The sequence below is a fragment of the Nocardia sp. CC213A genome (assembly GCF_030766805.1).
In the GTDB taxonomy this organism is placed as follows: domain Bacteria; phylum Actinomycetota; class Actinomycetes; order Mycobacteriales; family Mycobacteriaceae; genus Nocardia; species Nocardia otitidiscaviarum.
In genome coordinates this window covers 527424-543862 of the sequence record NZ_JASFXA010000001.1, presented here as the reverse complement: position 1 = coordinate 543862, position 16439 = coordinate 527424, and the positions used below count along the sequence as shown (strand labels likewise).

The following is a 16439-nucleotide window of genomic DNA, read 5'->3' as shown; positions in this document are numbered from 1 at the left end:
GGTGGCGAGCCACGAGCGTTCTTCGCGGTTCCGACTCGCCGAGCGATGCCAGCCCCGGCTGCGGGGGCGAACCTCAGATGCCGCCGGTGGACAGCAGCCCGCCGTCCACGCGCACGGTCTCACCGGTGATCCACGACGCCTGATCCGACGCCAGGAACGCCACCAGCGCCGCCACATCCTCCGGCTTGCCGAGCCGCTTCATCGGATAGGCATTGGCGGCGGCCTCCTCATCGGCCGAGTACAGCGCGTCCGCGAACTTCGTCTTCACCACGCCGGGCGCGACCGCGTTCACCCGAATACGCGGCCCCAACTGCCACGCCAGCTCCTCGGTGAGCCGAATGAGCGCGGCCTTGGACGCACCGTACGCCGCGATCACCCCGGTGGAGCGGATCCCGGCCACGCTGGCCAGGTTCACCACGGCCCCGCCGTTGTCCCGCATCCACGCCTTGTAGGCCTCCTGGATATAACCCAGCGCCGCGACGACATTCACGTCGAAGATCTTGCGCACGGCATCCAGGTCAGCGTCCATCAGCGCGCCGTACACCGGATTGATCCCGGTGTTGTTGATCAGAATGTCGAGCGACCCGAACTCGGCCACCGCCGCAGCCACCTGCTCCGCCCGCGCCCCGGCGTCCCCGGAATTCCCCGCCACCGCGAGCACCTTCCCCGGATGCCCCAACGCCCGCAACTGCTCGGCGGCCTGCTCGAGCGGTCCCGGCTTACGCGCGGTGATCAGCACACTGGCCCCCCGCGACAGCAACTCCGCCGCCACCGCATGCCCGATACCCCGGCTCGCCCCACTGACCAGCGCGCCTTTGCCCTTCAGATCATCACTCATGTGACGGCACGCTACTTCTGTCACTCGAGGTGGGCGAACTTGCCCCGGGTTGGGTGGTCATGCAGTCACAGTAGACCGGCCGTGCAAACACATGGAAGAGCAACTTCTGTGCAGTCACATGCGGATTCAGGCTTGCGTGGTCTGAGCGGGGCGATTGGAGTGCGCTAGGGGGTGAGACTGCCCCGAGACAGCGGTCAACGCCTCGGCCACCTCCGGCAACGAGGCCCGGACGTAGGTGTAGGTGGCGCCGTCGATGCGGGTGGGTTCACTGTGTCCGGCGTAGGCGCGGGCGACGGCGTAACCGAACTCGCGCTCGACGAAGGTGAGCGTGGTGTAGCGCAACCAGTGCGCGCTGACTTGCATGGCGGCGGCCCAGGGGAGGTGCTCGCGGAGTCGATTCGACAGGTAGTCGTAGCGGCGACGGCCGACCGGGCGTCCATTGTGATACCGAAGGACCTGTGTGGTCGCCTCCGGCCCACCCCGCCTGCGAACATGTTCGACCAGCCGAGCCATCAGCAGGGGAGAGATCGGCTGCCAGCGTGCGGTCTCGCCTTTCTCGCGCAGCTTGATGAGGCAATCTTCGATGTTGAGGTCGTCGACGGTCAGCGAGAGTACACCGCCCCTGCGGCACGCGGTTTCGATGTGTAGTCGCACGATCAGCGAATCGAGCTCTTGATCGTTTCCTGTTGTGGATGCCACTCGCCCGATCGCTCGGACCTGTTCGAATGTCAGGGCGTGCCGGGTGCTCGGCAGTCTTCGGGGTTTCGCTGCCTTGGTCGCCGGGTTGTCCGACGGTCGAATCAGATTGTCTGCTTCGGCATGTCGGTAAATGCATCGGATCGCAGCCACCATGTTCGCTGCCGCGCCGCGGCCGCCACGGTAATTGGATCGGACTGCGGCTGTGCATCGGCGCTGCTTCACGAGCTTATCGATCTCGGTGGTCGTGGGGGAGTCGAGTGGCCGGTCGGCCCAAGCATCTTCCAGGGCCCGCCAATACGGCTCGTAGCTGTGCACGGTGGTGTCCGGCAGCGCGGCGCGCAGGTGCTCGATGTACTCCGAGAAGGTGGGCACCGATCGCTGGCCGTCACCGCGCTCGGGAAGGTCGTCGATCGTAAGGCCGAGTCGCGACAGAAGACGGAGCGCCGTCGTGACATCGTTGTCTTTCACGGGATGTCTCCCCATGGCGTGGAGCGGAACGACCAGAGCGCCGCTGCCAGAATCCGGGCTGAATAGACGATGAGTCGCGAATAGGCGGGTGCGGCGACAATGAGAACTCGGTCGCCGGGACGCAGAAGGCAGTCATTGACGCCGTATCCGGCCAGCACGGTGTCGGCTTCGAGCGCATCGCGCACCAGCCGGTGGGCCTCGGGGGCGTTGGTCTTGTCATCGCCGGGCTCGATCGAGCTCAGCGCGTCCTTGAACTGCTGTTTGAGATGAGCCAACAGGCCCTCCGATCTGGTATCTGGCGCGCCGCCGCGGCCAGCTGGGACAGCGACCTTGACCGCGTAGCGCTGTCCCGCCTCGTGGTGCAGTGCGACGACGACCAACGAGCGTTCCGGGACGAATCCCAGCATCGCGGGTACTGCGGCGATGAACTGGTCCGGATCCTTCAGTACAGCTTCGAACGACGACACGTGACGGCTCCTCACTGGAGGGACGAGCCCGATAAGCGCACTGAGACAACCAGATACGGGTGTCCGCGCCGCGCCTTCGGGGCGGTGGGCGCAACGCGTCGACACCGGCGGCGTCAGTGGGCGGTCAAGCCGAGAACCTTGCCCTCCGGCCCATCATCGAGCGGTTGGCACCCATCCTGGTCGGCATACGCGGCTTGACCGCCCACGCCGCCGGTGTAGCGTGCGCCCGCCCACCGCCCCGAAGGCCGCGCGACAATAACGCTCCAAGTCGGCCTGAAGTAACAACACCCCACTGGTCGCTCGCCACGGAACCTGCCCGCACGCCGACTGACCGGACCTTGACTCGCACCCTGGCCGACGACCTCGCGCCGCCACCGATTCAGATTCCGGACAGATCCAGATCCGCGAAACGTCACGCTGGCCAGACATTATGTGCAGGTAGCAATCGATTGGTTACACGCATGGTCGAACGCGGCATCAAGCTGGCTCGCAGGTCAACGCAGTGGCTGCGCCACCCGGGTTCGAGAAGATTGGCTGGCCTGGTTGACCTTTCGGGTGTGGCAAGAGTGACAAGCAGTTGCCCATGTGATTCTCTAGTTCCGCGCCGGCAACAGTCTGGCGAACCTGATGAGGTAGAGGGGGGTCTGATGAGAACGTCATTCAGTCCAGCAGAGGGTGAGGCTTCGCGAAGACGCCGCAACCTCCGTCATGTCAGCGCTGTCGGTATGGCTGTGCTCGTGATCGCTGCCGGGACACAGCTCGCTCATGCCCAACCCCCTACCGATAGTCCAACTCCGACGACACCTTCCAGCACACCACCGGCTGCCACCATACCGACGACCACGACACCGGCCCCCGCCACGCCCAGACCACCGGCGACCACCTCACCGGCGCCGCCGAGTATCATCACTCCCTCGCCGTCGACGACCTCTCGGCCGTCACCTCAACCGACCACAGGCCCGCGACAGCAACCATCTGGAGAGCCGTCGTCGACAACGCGTACCTCGCAGGAAGGCTCGTGTCCGGCCGGCCCGCCGGGCGGGCAGAAGGTCAAGCCGGAGACGTGGGAGCCGACCAAGAACCCGAACCGGGAGGTCGTGCCGGGCAAGATGCGCTCGGACTGTCAGGAGATCCCCGACGGGTTCAGCAAGGAAGACGCCGACAAGGCGGAGACCATGGAGGCGCAGTTGGCGTCCACCTCGGGTGAGGTGACCACGTTCGCCGCGCCCGGTTGCCAGGTGTACTGGCCCGCCCCGTATGAAGTGTGCGGCGCGATCCGCGACAAGTACAACTCCCTCGGTGGCCCGAACAGCTTCCTGCTCTATCCCATCAGCAACGAGCTGACCAACCCCGATGGTGTGGGGAAGCGGTCGACGTTCCAGAACGGGCCGATCTACTGGTCGCCGTGGGGCGGCGCGCATCCGGTGGTAAACCATTTCTTCGCAGCCTGGCAGCGCAACGGCTGGGAAGGCGGTGTGCTCGGGTATCCGACCTCCGACGAACTGGTCAACCCCGACGGCATCGGCCGCCGCCAGTACTTCGACGGCGGCACCGTCTACTGGAAGCTCAACGAGGCCTATTACGTCGCGGGCGCTATCCGCGACCGATGGGGTGAGATCGGCTGGGAGCAAGGCCTTCTCGGGTACCCGGTCAGTGACGAGACCGCGACCGCGGACGGAGTGGGCCGGTTCAACCGCTTCGACAACGGCTCGATCTACTGGCACCCTGGCACCGGCGCCTATGAGGTTACTGGACAGATCCACGATAAGTGGGCCGCCGAGGGGTACGAGACCGGACCGCACGGATACCCGATCGAGCCTCCGCGCCCGGTCGACGGTACGGTTCGCTTCGTCCAGCAGTTCCAGCACGGTGAGATCAGCGGCTACGCCGACGTGATCGCGCAGATCGCTGATTTGCTGCAGATCGGCGATCTCGACGAGATCTATCGGACGGGCAAGGAAGTGATCGAAGAAGCCGGCATGGCGACCGACGAAGGGTTCCATGCAGTCCTCGACCGTGTGCAAGGCTCCTACGACGAGGTGCAGGAGATCTCCGATGGCGGCAACAGCACCAACTGCGACTTCGTCCCGCCGGGCAACGACCGGACCAACCGCGGTGATGTCTTCTTCTCCGACGCGACGTCCTACCGGGTTGCCAATCACGGGCACAACGGCATATTCGTCAGGAATGACCACACCGGCGGCACCGGCGATATCTGGACAGTGGAGGCGGTGAACGAAGAGTTGGGTGTCCGGCTGCTCAAGGGCGACGCCCGCAAGGGCGTGTGCCGACCGATCTACCTGTCGGTCAACACCGATAACGCGACCCGAGACGCGGCCGCAGCGTTCGCCGAGCAGCAGGTCGGCAAGGGCTACAACGGCAACTTCCTGCTCACCCGGACGCAGGTGTACGACGACTCCTACAACTGCTCCCAACTGGTGTGGGCTGCCTACAAACACGCCTCCGGCGGCGGTCTCGACATCAGCGAGCGCTACCCGTACCAGCCACCCAACTTCGGCGTCTATCCGATCGACATCCTCAAATCGCACAACACCCGGAGATTCGAGTGACACCCTCCACCCGTCTCAAGCTCGCGGCGGGCGCGGCCGCAGCTGTCATCGCGATCGCTGCGGCCGGTACCTACGTCTACTTCACATACCGTGGTGAGGACGGTCCGCCCTATGCCGGCCCGCAGGATTGGGTCGCGATCTCCGCGGAGTTGAACCCACCGATCAATCGCCACGATCAGGTCAGCCTGCTCACAATCTCGGGTCGCGGCCAAACCACGCTCGCGGGCGAGTATCCGATCGCGTTCGAACCGACGATGGAGCGCCTCGGAGATGGGTTCGCCTTCCCCGCCGGCGATCGGATCGTGGTCGTGGACACGGCGTTGCGCGAGGTGTGGAGCACCGGTCTCGACAGCGGCGCGGTGCTGACACGATCAGCGGCCTCACCGGACGGCACCGAAGCGGTTTTCGCGTTCAACGTCGGCATGGACAACAACGAGATTCGGCATCTGCTGGTCCGAGTGTCGTCGTCCGGTCAGGCGTTCCGGGAGTATGTCGAAGGCGATATCTCCGGGCTATCCATCTGCCGGACCGGTGAGGTTCAATGGCTCGCCGCGGCCTACAGTGCGAGCCCATCGACGGTGCGACTGAATCACTGGACCGCCGACGGAGTCCAACTCGGCCATCCATACGACACCGGGCCGACGATGGCGCGATCGCAAAGCTCGGTGTTGTGCGGTGACACAGCGGAACTCGATCGGGGATACGCGATCGTGCCCGCCGATTCCACAACCGACTACCGGATCATCGAGATAGCGAGCGACAGCGGACCCCACCCTCTTTCCGACAGGACGGTTCCCCGGTTCCCCGGTGACATCCAATCGAAGTCGTGGGGGGTCCACGACGGCGTGCTGTACTGGGTGACCAGAGAAGGCAGCCTCGTCTCGGTGAGCCTGACAGGGGAGCCCCGAGCGAGGTCTATCGATCTCCCGATCGATGGTGATGTACCGATTTCGGCGACCTTCGAAGGCGGGACCGCCTACATCGTCCACTATCCCAACGACGACCGGTCAATGCTCAGGATGAGCGAATTCGACCTCGATCGCGGGATATGCAAAGGCGAGACGCTGGAGTTGGCCAACTGGCGATACCAATCCACGCTGGCGAGCTTGCGGCGCGGGGACTCCAGCTTCATCACGATCACCAGCATCCTCCCGACCAACCGCGCGCACACCGTGAGGTGCAGGTAGCGGCGAGGCAACCAGCATGTGCGAGCGGTTCGGAGGGAACTCGAGGGGCAGATGTTCGGACGTGCCAGATCGACCAGCTCCGCACGCGAATTGTGTTCTGTAACTGCGCAGTTCGATCGGTCCGAGTCGTGGAAGCGTGCCAGATTCACGGTTCGGCCGCGTCTTCCATATTCGTGGCCACGCCGTCATGCTTTGCCTGCACACGCCTGCACGGTGGTGGGAATACGAAGGGCTCCAGGGCCGGTGGCCCGCTGGGTGATCCGGCCGTTGCTGATAGAGACCGCGGCTTCGGTGTCGTCACCGATCGGGGCGATCCCGCAACTGGAGGCGAGCTCGCCTGGTTCGTCGAGGACGATCTGCAGCGCGGGTAGGGCCTCGGCGGGGAACGCGTATCGCAGCGATCGGCTGAGGTCGGCGAGAGCGAGCCTGGCCAAGGGAGCGAGTTCACCGGTCGCGTCACCGGTGACGAGAACGACGGTCGCAGGCGATGGACGAGGGTCTGTTGTGAGAAGCTCGCGGACAGCGGAGATCCGGTGCATCCCGAGAATCGCGATCGTACGGTTCCCGTCGAGTCGGATCGGGACGCTGTGGACCATGTCGAAACAGGTTCGCGGCGTCCAGGGTTCGTCGACTGTGTGCGCGGGTGGTGTCTCGGCATAGGGACGGGGTGCTGGTTCCGGGTCGGGATGGAATCGCAGGAGTTGTTCGCACAAGGCGACTATCTGGGACGGATCGACGAAGCCGGGTGCTGCGAAGGACAACTGGGTCGCTCCGTACAGAACGGTCAGCGCTGAGGATGCGACATCGAGGAAGCGATGTAGTGGTAGATCGGACGGCGCGCTGAGGGCCTCGAGCGCGAGCGCGAGCAGGATGGCGTCGAGCTCGATCAATTGGGCGAACGGTCTGCGGATCCGGTCATCGCTCTGGATTTCCGGGATCAGGTCAATGCTGAGGATTGGTGAGGTCAGCTGCTCGGGTGCGGTGTAAGCATAGCCTTGTGAGCGAGGGAGCCGCTCGGCCCACGTACTGGCGAATGCCGCGAGAGCGGCGGCGGGCGTGGTCGCGGGGGAGCCCTCGGGGGGCGCTGCCTGTTCGGCTTCACGCGCCAGTACGGCGAAATAGAGGCCACGTTTGCCGGGGAAATTCGAGTAGACCGCGCCGCGGGTGAGTCCGGCGCGTTCGGCGATGCCGTCGACGGTGGCACCGCGAAACCCTCGCTCGGTGAATTCGCGGTGGGCTGCGTCGAGGACCCGCCGACGGGTCACCTCCTGTTGTTCAGCTCTGGTCAGCCGTCCCATCGGTACCTTCGTCTCATCTCTGGCCGCCTAGTCGCGGCGATCACCTTCGACCGTAGCCACTGGGCGAGTCGGTCGTTGCTACCAATACCACCCCGCCCGCTGGCGAGAGGCGCTCATTCGGCCGATTTGGATGTTCTAACCATTCAGATGTTGCTAGCATCTGAATTGGCTTCGCGGGCACAGCGCTTCACGCCCATCCACCATCCGGCGTGTGGGACGGCCGGTCGATGAAGGGCACGACATATGGGCTCCGATCGGGAGAAGGCGTGCGACCGCCGGGTACCGGGCGATCGGTGTATCTCGGCGATGGTCGAGGCGGTGTGTGCTCGTCGGCACGGATCGAATGCTCGGATCGAGGGGTTCCGGGTAAACGCTGGCGCGTTCAGTTCACTGCACGGCATCAGCCCGCGCGGCCACAGTCACCATCGGCACGTTAACGCGAGGATGCGGGTGAGGCATGTCTGATCTGGATGCTGTTCCCGCCGCGCCGGGAGGTCGGCCTCTGTTGGGGCACGCGGCGGTTTTCATGAGGGACCCGCTGGGGTTCTTGTCATCGCTGATCGGCGGTGCGCCGGTGTTGCGTATTCAGTTGGGAACGCTGCCCGTTGTCCTGGTATGCGACCCGGATTTGACCTGGAATGTGCTGCTCGACGACCGCACCTTCGACAAGGGCGGACCGTTCTATGAGCGATCGCGGGAGGTGGCCGGCGGCGGGCTGGGAACCTGCCCCCACACTCGGCATCGACGCCAACGCCGGTTGTGTCAGCCCGCTTTCCGGATCGACCGACTACCCGGGTACGCCGAGGTGGCCACCGCGTCGGTGCAGGCGCGACTACGGTCATGGTGCGACGGTCACGAGGTCGACGTGGTCTCGCAGATGTCGGAACTGACCGTGGATATCGCCGTGCGGACGATGTTTTCGACGTCGCTGCCCGAACAGGTAATCCGCCGGGCCGCTAGTGATGTGGGTGTCCTCGCGGCGGGACTGTTTCGCAGGACCGTCATGCCTTCGGCGCTCAATCGCGTTCCGACACCGGCCAACCGGCGCTTCCTGCTCGCCCGCGACCGGGTTCGCGGGCTCGGCGCGGAGTTGATCCGGCACCGCCGTGGCGGCGGGGACGATCAGGGCGATCTGTTGTCGGCGTTGATCAGCGCGCACGATCCCCGGTCGCCTGGTGCGGCAGCGACGCTGACCGATGAGGAGCTGATCGACCAGGTCTTCACCTTCTTCCTCGCCGGTGCGGAGACGACTGCGAGCACCCTGGTGTGGGCGCTGTACCTGCTCGGCCGTGACCCACGCAGCGCGAGCACGGTGCACGCCGAGGTCGATACGGCCTTGGCCGGTCGGACGGCCGTGGTCGATGACCTGACGAGACTGCCGTTCCTATCACGGGTCGTCACCGAGACGCTGCGGCTGTATCCTCCCGGATGGCTCCTGACCCGGATCACCACGGCAGCCACACTCATCGACGATATTTCGATCCCGGCCGGGACGACCGTTGCGGTCAGTCCCCACCTGATCCACCGCCGGCCCGATCTGTACCTCGACCCCGACGCGTTCGTGCCGGATCGATGGATCGGCCTCGCCCCGCCTCGAACCGCGTTCATCCCCTTCGGCGCGGGGGCCCGCCGCTGTATCGGTGACCAGTTCGCCCTCACCACCGCGACACTCGCGCTCGCGCACATCACCGCGGCGTGGCGGCTCTCACCTGTGCGCGCTGCCCCGACCGTGGTGGCACTGAAGGACCTTCCCGCGCCCCGATGTCTGCCGATGCGACTGTCGACCAGACAGCCGCAGTCACTCCAGTGCTGACCGCCCTGCGACATCACACGAAAGCACGGAGCAGTGACAACGGTAAGAACGCGGAATCACACTGCGGCACACAGAATCCTGTACGCCGTCGGACACGAACTGTCGGTGTGCTGGTCATTCACCTGGGGAGATCTGACCGCCACCGTGGTCCCCGCGACCATCTTCGTGCTCGCGGCATCGGGCAACGCCGGGCTCCCGGCGGGGCGCATCCCCGCGATCATGCTCGGCTGCTGTGTCTATTTCTGGCTCTACATCTACACGTTCAACCTCTCCAACCAACTCACCGGTATCAACGAGGACCGCGTCAACAAACCGCACCGCCCGCTGGTACGGGGCCTGATCACGCCCGACGGGGCACGGTGCCGGCTCGTCGTGGTGACAGGAGTGTTCCTGGTCGTGGGGGTAGTGCTCGGTGTCGCCGAATGGACCGTGCTCTGGATCGCGGCCTGGGTATTCCACAACCACCTGCGCGGTGCGATGACCTGGTGGGGCAAGAACACCGCGATGGTGGCCGGCACCGTCGCACAGCTCGGGGCCGCCTGGCAGATCGTGACACCCTTGTCCGCTGCGGCGTGGACATGGATCCTGGCGATCGCGGTGCCGCTCGGAGTCCTGGTGTCGCTGCAGGATCTCCGCGACCTGGAGGGTGACCTTGCCGCGGGCCGTCGCACCGCCGTTGTCGTATTCGGCGAGCAGCGATTGCGCGTCCTGCTCGGCGCGAGTTTCGCGATCTACCCCTTCGTGCTCTACGTCCTGCTCTACGCGCACGCACCAACGACGGCAACCCTTCTCGGTGGCGTCGCCGCCCTGGTGTCGTTCACGATCTCGGTCCGAGTCCTGCGATGTAGAGATCGGAGCTCCGACAACACCACCTACATGCTCTACACCTACTGGTACTGCCTCACGCTGGCCAGCGCCGTACCCGCGCTCGCGCGGTAGCTCCTCACTCGGGGGCTCCCCTCCCAGCCGACTTCTCCCGCAGCATCATCGCGGAACCACCGCGATGACCGAACGACTCTCATCCCGATCGCAGTCCTGGAGGATTCGCGTGTTCGACGAGATATCCCAGCAGACACACACCTTGGCATTGGACGCTCTGCGCCCCTACCTGTCGGTGGTGGTTCTCGAATGCCACGGCCCCGACCCGGCACGCGCTTTCGAGCGACTGTCGGCCTTCCTCGGGTCCGCGCCACGGCGTCACCCCGGCCGTTCGGTCGACCTACTCGCACGGGTCCGGTGGCGCGCCGAGGACCCCGCCGACGAGCCCACACTCGAGATCCTGACCGCAGCCGACATCAACGACCTGGTCGGTGTCGTCTGGCGGCTCGAATACGCCCCCAGCTGGGCACAGGACACTATCGAGTTCCGCGACACCGAGCACACTCTGGTGCTGGCGCTGCGCCATCAGCATCTGGTGGCTGTATACGCCGACGCCGCCACCACCCGGCGGCTGCAGGGCTGGCTCAACAAGCCTCCCCAACCCGAATGGCGCCGTATCCCGCCGCAGGTCCTCGAGACCGCGCTGCTGCAAGGCGAAGTAAAAGGGCTGTGGCTGCAAGGCACTCACCGCCGACGCACCACCAAACCCGATTCCAAGAACATCAGCGGGACCCGGCTACAGGACGCACTCGATCCGGCACACGACTCATCCTTCGCGATGCGTTCGGCCCGCGTCGACCTCGAAAGCTCGCCGGACCGCACCGCCTTCGCCGGCAAAGTCGGCACCACCCCAGCAAATTCATCGGTTTGGTCCTCGGCCCCCACCATCGACTTCGCCCACTACGTCACCGCGGTAATCGAATTGCTCACACTCGTGCGTGCGGCCATGCACCGAGGACCCACCACCGCCGGCCCTCTGCCCGTCCTTGCCCGCCAAGCCTCCGACCTGAGCGGCATCACCGGCGCATACGCCGTAGCCGTCCTCACTCCTGATGACCTGCTGAGCTTCCCGAACACCGACACTGAGCTCGTCTCCGACGCCGAACTGCTCCAGCACGCGATCCATGCCATCGACGGCGATCCACACTCCGCGGCCTTCACCCTCGACGTCGGTATCGACGGCGCCATCGGCGGCCGCCTGGGCGTGACACCGAAACACGTCAACGGCCGGTATATTCTCGACATCGGCCTGCGCGGCAATCCCACCGATCCGGCCCGGGTTCAGCCGGTCCGAGACGCCCTCGTCCACGGCGACCTGCTCACGATCTACTACCGCTCGGGACATGCATACGCCCACAACACCTTCTACACCGCACCCATCACCACGGCACGCTTCGCCAACTGGGACTTCCGTGACTTCACTGGCTACCGACTTGACCAGGAGAAGCCGAAAGCCGCTGGCACCCAGGCCATCCATGACGCCATCGGCGTGCACGGCGATGAATCCTTGTTCGCTTGGGTGGTCCGCCAGTACCGCGATGGTTGGCTGATATGTGACGACGGATCGGGCGAAGTCGCCGACTTCGTCCATATCGCCAACGACGGCACTCTGACCCTCATTCACGTCAAAGCCGCCCACTCCGCCAGTCCGCGCCGCGAAATCGCAGTCGTGCCTTATGAAGTCGTCGTCAGCCAAGCAGTCAAGAATGTCATCTACGCCGACTCTGAGCTACTCACAACCAATCTGACGTCACCGGGCATTGCCCGACCTGCGTGCTGGATCGACGGCGTACGGGTCGAAGACCGTACCGAATTCCTCAAAGTCCTCCAGATCCGCGACAGCACCGACCGCACCGAAGTCGTCGTCGTCCAACCGCACGTCAACTCCGCCACCTATGCCCGGGTGCGGGGATCGAGCTGTGCCACGACAGGCCCTACCAATGAGCTGCTGCGGCTCTACCTACTCGAACGACTGCTCACCAGCGCCCGGTCCAACATCGTCGCCGCATGCGACGACCTCACCGTCATCGGAAGCTGCCACTGATACGACGAACCCCGCGCCTTGTCATCGATACCGCCAACAGCGTGCCACTGGCATTCGGTTGCCACGCGTTCTGAAGACACTGTATGTCAATGATTTGCTGGCTGTTCCGTCACTTCCGCCGCTCCCTGCAATCGACGCCGAGCACTCGCGCCGAAGACGAATGCCTGCCAGGAAGTAGGGTGGGTACGGAGGTTCGTCTGTCGTCCATCGATGTGGAGTGGTCAACGAACGAGCAGGCATTCGTCGCTCGCTCGCGACAATTTCCTGGACTGCGATTCCGCGACCCGCACTCATCACTGGCCGCGGTCGACGGGTTCATCGAACTCGTCGACCGGTCAGGCCCGCGTTGCCCGCGCCGATGATGATCGCGTCGCAATCGCTCATGGCTCTGCCGCCTCGCGCTGGGCGAGGGGGTCGGCCTTTGGGAGTCGGCCAGAGTGCCGCCTCGAGTTATGGCACCAGGGCGGCGCGCCCGCACTTTGCCGCTCGGTCGCTACTCGTGGCGCTGCACCGGAATTGCACGGTGAGGACGAACGGGGTACTTGCCCGTGGTGTCCGGAATAGGGGCTGTTCCGGTCGGCCGCGCCCGGTACGCGTGTGTCACCGAGCTGTGCAGTAGATGGGATACGTGCGCGAGTACCGCTGAGCTGAGCTGATTTTCCTCGAGCGCGCCTGTCGCTGATTCGACTCCTTCATGCACCATCTCGTGCACGGAGTCGACCGGTACTCCTATCGCCGCACAGCGTGCGGCGACGGTCTCGAGGGTATGCAATGCCGCGATGCTGTCGTAGCTCTCCGCAACCTCGATCAGGGCTAGAGCCAGGCTGAGTCCGGAGCTGAGCATCGCACGGGCGTGGTCACGATCGTCGGTGGCTGGGCGCATAGCCGCGGAGCTTCCTTTTGGCAGTCGTCGACCTGGAATCGGTGCATGCGCGGCGGTGGCCGAACGCCACCGCCGCGGTTGGTGCTTCGAGGAATCAGAGACAGAACTTGAGATCGCCCGGACCGAACGGCAACCCGAAGCACAGTTCGACCGAGCCTGCGATCGGTGTGGCTGTGGTGGGAGTCGCGGCAGCGGCGGAACCGGCGCCGACAGCGCCGATGGAGAGCGCGCAGGCGGATACGGCCAGCGCGCGGATAATTCTGGAATTCATTGGCATTCCTCGATTGTGCGATGTACGTGTCTCGGATTCGGAGACCGGACTATCAGATCACAGCTCGCGGAGCGAATCAGTTTATGTGCGCAGAGTCTTGGGTCTTCATCTTCTTTATTGCAGGATCGTCGTGATTTTTCACAGCGCGAGGGGGTGAAAGGGGCAGGATGGTGTGCCATCTATTTGTGTTCTGTGCCAATCGATGAGGATATCTGCTGTGATCTGGATCAGACCACGTTGGCCGGTTCGCCGCGCCGATTGGAACGGCCCTAGGCTGAATTCACCCGCTACAAACCCCACAGCGGGTAGTGGACAGTGTTGTCCACGTCAAGGTGCACACCGGGTGCCCTGCCCAATTCCGATTCGCCCGGTGTGTACCGGTCCGCGGCTCCGAGTTCCTCGTCCGATCAGTTCGTGCTCATGGCCAGAGGCTGCGTGACGGCAGTGGGCGTAAGCCGGGCCGTACCATATTGTCGATAGTCACGGTGAGCCCCGCGTTGATCGCTGCGGAGGCGTACTCCCATGCTTCCTTAGTGGATGCGGAGTATTCGACGCTCAGCTCTTCGCCTGGTTGGTCGCCATCGAAATACACCGTAACTCGAAGCGAGTGGGGCGTGGGATCGGCAGGGATTTCGGGCATGCTGGTCGAGTTCCTTCCGGGATCGCGGAATTATGTGATCGGCGCAGGTTGAAAACGTGCGGAGGTAACGGTGGTAACGCCCGCGACTCAGAGCGGTCCGAATCTCAGCAGCGGGGGCGTCTGCTCAGGGGTGTAGGTGCCGACGACGGAGACCCCGTTGTCGGCGAAGTACGACTGTGCTCGGGGAAGGTGATCGGCTGAGGTGACCAGGAGGGCGTCGTGGCAACCGAGTCCCCCCATGACCAGCGCCGCCAGCTTGGCGTTCTCCCATGTCGACCTGGCGCCGGACTCGAGGTGGACGCGATCACGGGCAATGCCGCGCGCGATGAGCCAGTCGGCCATCGCTCGCGCCTCGGTGGTGCCGGACCGGGGATTGCCGCCGGTCACGATGACCGGCGCGACAGGGGACACGATCGCCGCCACATACCCTGCCCGGAGGCGTTCGACCAGAGCGGGGCGCATGGAGCCGTCAGGTCGTAGTCCGTAGCCGAGGATGATGATCGCTGTCGTGTGTGATACCCGCACCGGCAGTCCGGTGGTTCGCGGTGGCCCTGGCGGTGCCTGTTCCGCTGCGGACCCGCTGTGGAGAACTGGCTCCGCTACGGGCGCCGGGGAGGCCGACACAACTATTACGTGCAGGCTGACGCTCAATGCGAGCAAGGCTGTTGTGCGTGCAATAACGCGGAACGAACTACGGAACACAATGCCGCGCATGGGAAACTCCGGGGGCTGCTCACGAATGGATATCCCGGTTCGATTACCGGGTGGCTATATGGTTGCCCTGCGCCGGTTGTTTGTCGTCGATTCAACTCGATGTGTGGACAACTCACCGCAGTAGCCGTGCCATATTGTGATATCCAGTATTCGATCCGAGGAGCCCTCGGTGGATTTGCTTTGTGATCCGTCACCATTCGGGGAACGCTTGATTGGTGGCGTCTGAACGGATATTCAAGCGTTAACCGCAAATCGCCGCGACGGGCATTGTGGCGATAGCCGTGGCTTACATCAGGCCGTCAACCGGTTCCTTAATGCCGGATGCACGGCTTCCGCACGTCTCAGGACTGCTGTAGCCGTGTCCAGCGCACTGTCCTGCGCGAGGATGCTCTCGTATAGGCACGAGAGCGCACGTCCGGGCTCTACACCGAGCTCCGCGTCCAGGCGTTGCCTGGTGCGGTGGAACAGGTGCAGAGCTTCGGACTGGCGGCCCGTGCGGTAGAGCGCGAGCATCAGCAGTTCACACACGCGTTCGCGGGACGGGGCTGCGGCGATGAGCCGTTGCAGTTCGACCGTGGCCTGCCGATTGTTGCCAAGTAGCAGGTACGCGCTCACGAGGTCTTCCTGAGCCAGGGTGCGTTGCTCCTCGAGGAAGGCCGCGGCGGACCGGCAGCGTTCGCCGACGAGGGTGTCCAGGAGTGCGGGGCCCCGCCACAATTGCAGCCCGTGCTGCAGTGACCGTAGTGCGCGTGCCGGATCAACGGTCAAGTCACTGAATCCACGCGCGACGTGATCCAAGAATCGGTTGGCGTCCACCGCATCGCGTGGGATTTCGAGTACGTAGCCATTCTGTACCGCCCGCAGGGTAGCGGGTTCTCCGAATCCATGCGCAAACTTATCGATCATCTTTCTGATGCGCGTGGCCTGCGCTTGGATCGCGTTGCGTGGATTCTTGAGTAGTTCGCCCGGCCATAACTCTTCCGCCAGCTCGTTGTAATAGACGGTGTTGCCGGCCTTCAGGGTGAGGGCGGCCAGCATCGCGCGGATCTTTTCGGCCCGAACCTCTGCACGATTGCCGCCGGCGGCCAGGGAAACGGCACCGAGTATCTCGACCTGGATGGCACCGGTGTGAAGTGTGTCCTCCCGTGTGGTGCTGGCGGGTGCATCCCAGGACAGACTGAGCGCCATCGGCGAACCTCTCTCGTATTCGACATTTCCCTGGTGGGCGATCCTAGCGATGGGTTGCAACCATCGAACAGACGGCACTTTCGTTATCTGTCACCATGTTCGGCGTGGTGGCTTGTGGCCGTCCGACGCTGGAGAGTTCGTCAGCCCCTTGTCAGTGAATCCGTCAGCGTGGTGAGTCAAAGTCGGGTTGTTTATGAGACATCCGTCGAGGCTCAGGGCGATATTGGAGTAGCTGTGACAGCGCAAGATTTCCTGTTGGAGTGCATCGCCGATTCATGGCTGGGTGGGCAGAAGGAAGGACTGTCCGCGGATACGCCGCTGTTGGAGTTGAACATCATCTCTTCTGCCGAAGTATTCGATCTGGTGCATGCCATACAGATGGAGTTCGGAATTTCGATTCCACTGCAGGAGGTCAGGCCGGACAACTTTCGGTCTGTCGCGGTGATCGCTGATCTGATCGAACGTTTTCGCGGGAACTAG

13 protein-coding genes are annotated in these 16439 nt (G+C 64.4%); 6 read left to right on the top strand and 7 right to left on the bottom strand.

What is annotated here, in order from left to right; all coding sequences use genetic code 11:
* Positions 1–73 precede the first annotated feature (73 nt).
* From QJS31_RS02510 to QJS31_RS02500, 3 genes are all read right to left on the bottom strand, one after another.
* Positions 74–838: an SDR family oxidoreductase gene (locus tag QJS31_RS02510; RefSeq protein ID WP_306355857.1), complete on the bottom strand. Its 765-nt coding sequence runs from the start codon at positions 836–838 to the stop codon at positions 74–76.
* A 126-nt stretch (positions 839–964) separates the two neighbouring features.
* Positions 965–2005, bottom strand: coding sequence for a site-specific integrase (locus QJS31_RS02505; protein ID WP_306355856.1), 1041 nt, complete (start codon positions 2003–2005; stop codon positions 965–967).
* Positions 2002–2472 carry a DUF4192 family protein gene (locus tag QJS31_RS02500; protein ID WP_282783112.1) on the bottom strand — a complete coding sequence of 157 codons (471 nt, stop codon included), beginning with the start codon at positions 2470–2472 and terminating at the stop codon, positions 2002–2004. Before QJS31_RS02500 ends, QJS31_RS02505 begins: the two co-directional genes overlap by 4 nt.
* A 1097-nt stretch (positions 2473–3569) precedes the next feature.
* Here QJS31_RS02500 and QJS31_RS02495 point away from each other — a divergent pair.
* On the top strand, positions 3570–5042 hold the full coding sequence (locus QJS31_RS02495; protein WP_282783113.1) for a YiiX/YebB-like N1pC/P60 family cysteine hydrolase: 1473 nt from the start codon (positions 3570–3572) through the stop codon (positions 5040–5042).
* Positions 5039–6229, top strand: coding sequence for a hypothetical protein (locus tag QJS31_RS02490; RefSeq protein ID WP_282783116.1), 1191 nt, complete (start codon positions 5039–5041; stop codon positions 6227–6229). The genes QJS31_RS02495 and QJS31_RS02490 overlap by 4 nt, the downstream gene beginning before the upstream one ends.
* Before the next feature lie 185 nt (positions 6230–6414).
* Here QJS31_RS02490 and QJS31_RS02485 read toward each other — a convergent pair whose 3' ends face one another.
* A complete protein-coding gene (locus QJS31_RS02485; RefSeq protein WP_306355855.1) occupies positions 6415–7527 on the bottom strand; it encodes a TetR/AcrR family transcriptional regulator in 1113 nt (370 codons plus the stop codon).
* Between the two features lie 526 nt (positions 7528–8053).
* On the opposite strand from QJS31_RS02485, the gene QJS31_RS02480 reads away from it, so the two are divergent.
* The 3 genes from QJS31_RS02480 (at position 8054) to QJS31_RS02470 (ending at position 12263) form a co-directional block, all read left to right on the top strand.
* Positions 8054–9340, top strand: coding sequence for a cytochrome P450 (locus QJS31_RS02480; protein ID WP_282785596.1), 1287 nt, complete (start codon positions 8054–8056; stop codon positions 9338–9340).
* 105 nt (positions 9341–9445) lie between these two features.
* Positions 9446–10279, top strand: a complete 834-nt coding sequence (locus QJS31_RS02475; protein WP_282785597.1) for a UbiA family prenyltransferase — start codon at positions 9446–9448, stop codon at positions 10277–10279.
* Positions 10280–10727: 448 nt separating this feature from the next.
* Positions 10728–12263, top strand: coding sequence for a hypothetical protein (locus QJS31_RS02470; RefSeq protein ID WP_306355854.1), 1536 nt, complete (start codon positions 10728–10730; stop codon positions 12261–12263).
* 977 nt (positions 12264–13240) lie between these two features.
* On the opposite strand, the gene QJS31_RS02465 is transcribed toward QJS31_RS02470, so the two are convergent.
* From QJS31_RS02465 to QJS31_RS02455, 3 genes are all read right to left on the bottom strand, one after another.
* A complete protein-coding gene (locus QJS31_RS02465) occupies positions 13241–13417 on the bottom strand; it encodes a hypothetical protein (protein WP_282786337.1) in 177 nt (58 codons plus the stop codon).
* Between the two features lie 727 nt (positions 13418–14144).
* Positions 14145–14582, bottom strand: a complete 438-nt coding sequence (locus QJS31_RS02460; RefSeq protein WP_282786336.1) for a YdcF family protein — start codon at positions 14580–14582, stop codon at positions 14145–14147.
* A 480-nt stretch (positions 14583–15062) separates the two neighbouring features.
* Positions 15063–15959, bottom strand: coding sequence for an AfsR/SARP family transcriptional regulator (locus QJS31_RS02455; protein WP_306355853.1), 897 nt, complete (start codon positions 15957–15959; stop codon positions 15063–15065).
* A 234-nt stretch (positions 15960–16193) separates the two neighbouring features.
* Here QJS31_RS02455 and QJS31_RS02450 point away from each other — a divergent pair, with 234 nt between their 5' ends.
* Positions 16194–16439, top strand: coding sequence for an acyl carrier protein (locus QJS31_RS02450; protein ID WP_306355852.1), 246 nt, complete (start codon positions 16194–16196; stop codon positions 16437–16439).

Bases quoted from the DNA above. Each gene is read 5' to 3' on its own strand.
- QJS31_RS02510 (WP_306355857.1), bottom strand. From the start codon at position 838: ATGAGTGATGATCTGAAGGGCAAAGGCGCGCTGGTCAGTGGGGCGAGC.
- QJS31_RS02485 (WP_306355855.1), bottom strand. From the start codon at position 7,527: ATGGGACGGCTGACCAGAGCTGAACAACAGGAGGTGACCCGTCGGCGG.
- QJS31_RS02480 (WP_282785596.1), top strand. From the start codon at position 8,054: ATGAGGGACCCGCTGGGGTTCTTGTCATCGCTGATCGGCGGTGCGCCG.
- QJS31_RS02465 (WP_282786337.1), bottom strand. From the start codon at position 13,417: ATGAATTCCAGAATTATCCGCGCGCTGGCCGTATCCGCCTGCGCGCTC.
- QJS31_RS02455 (WP_306355853.1), bottom strand. From the start codon at position 15,959: ATGGCGCTCAGTCTGTCCTGGGATGCACCCGCCAGCACCACACGGGAG.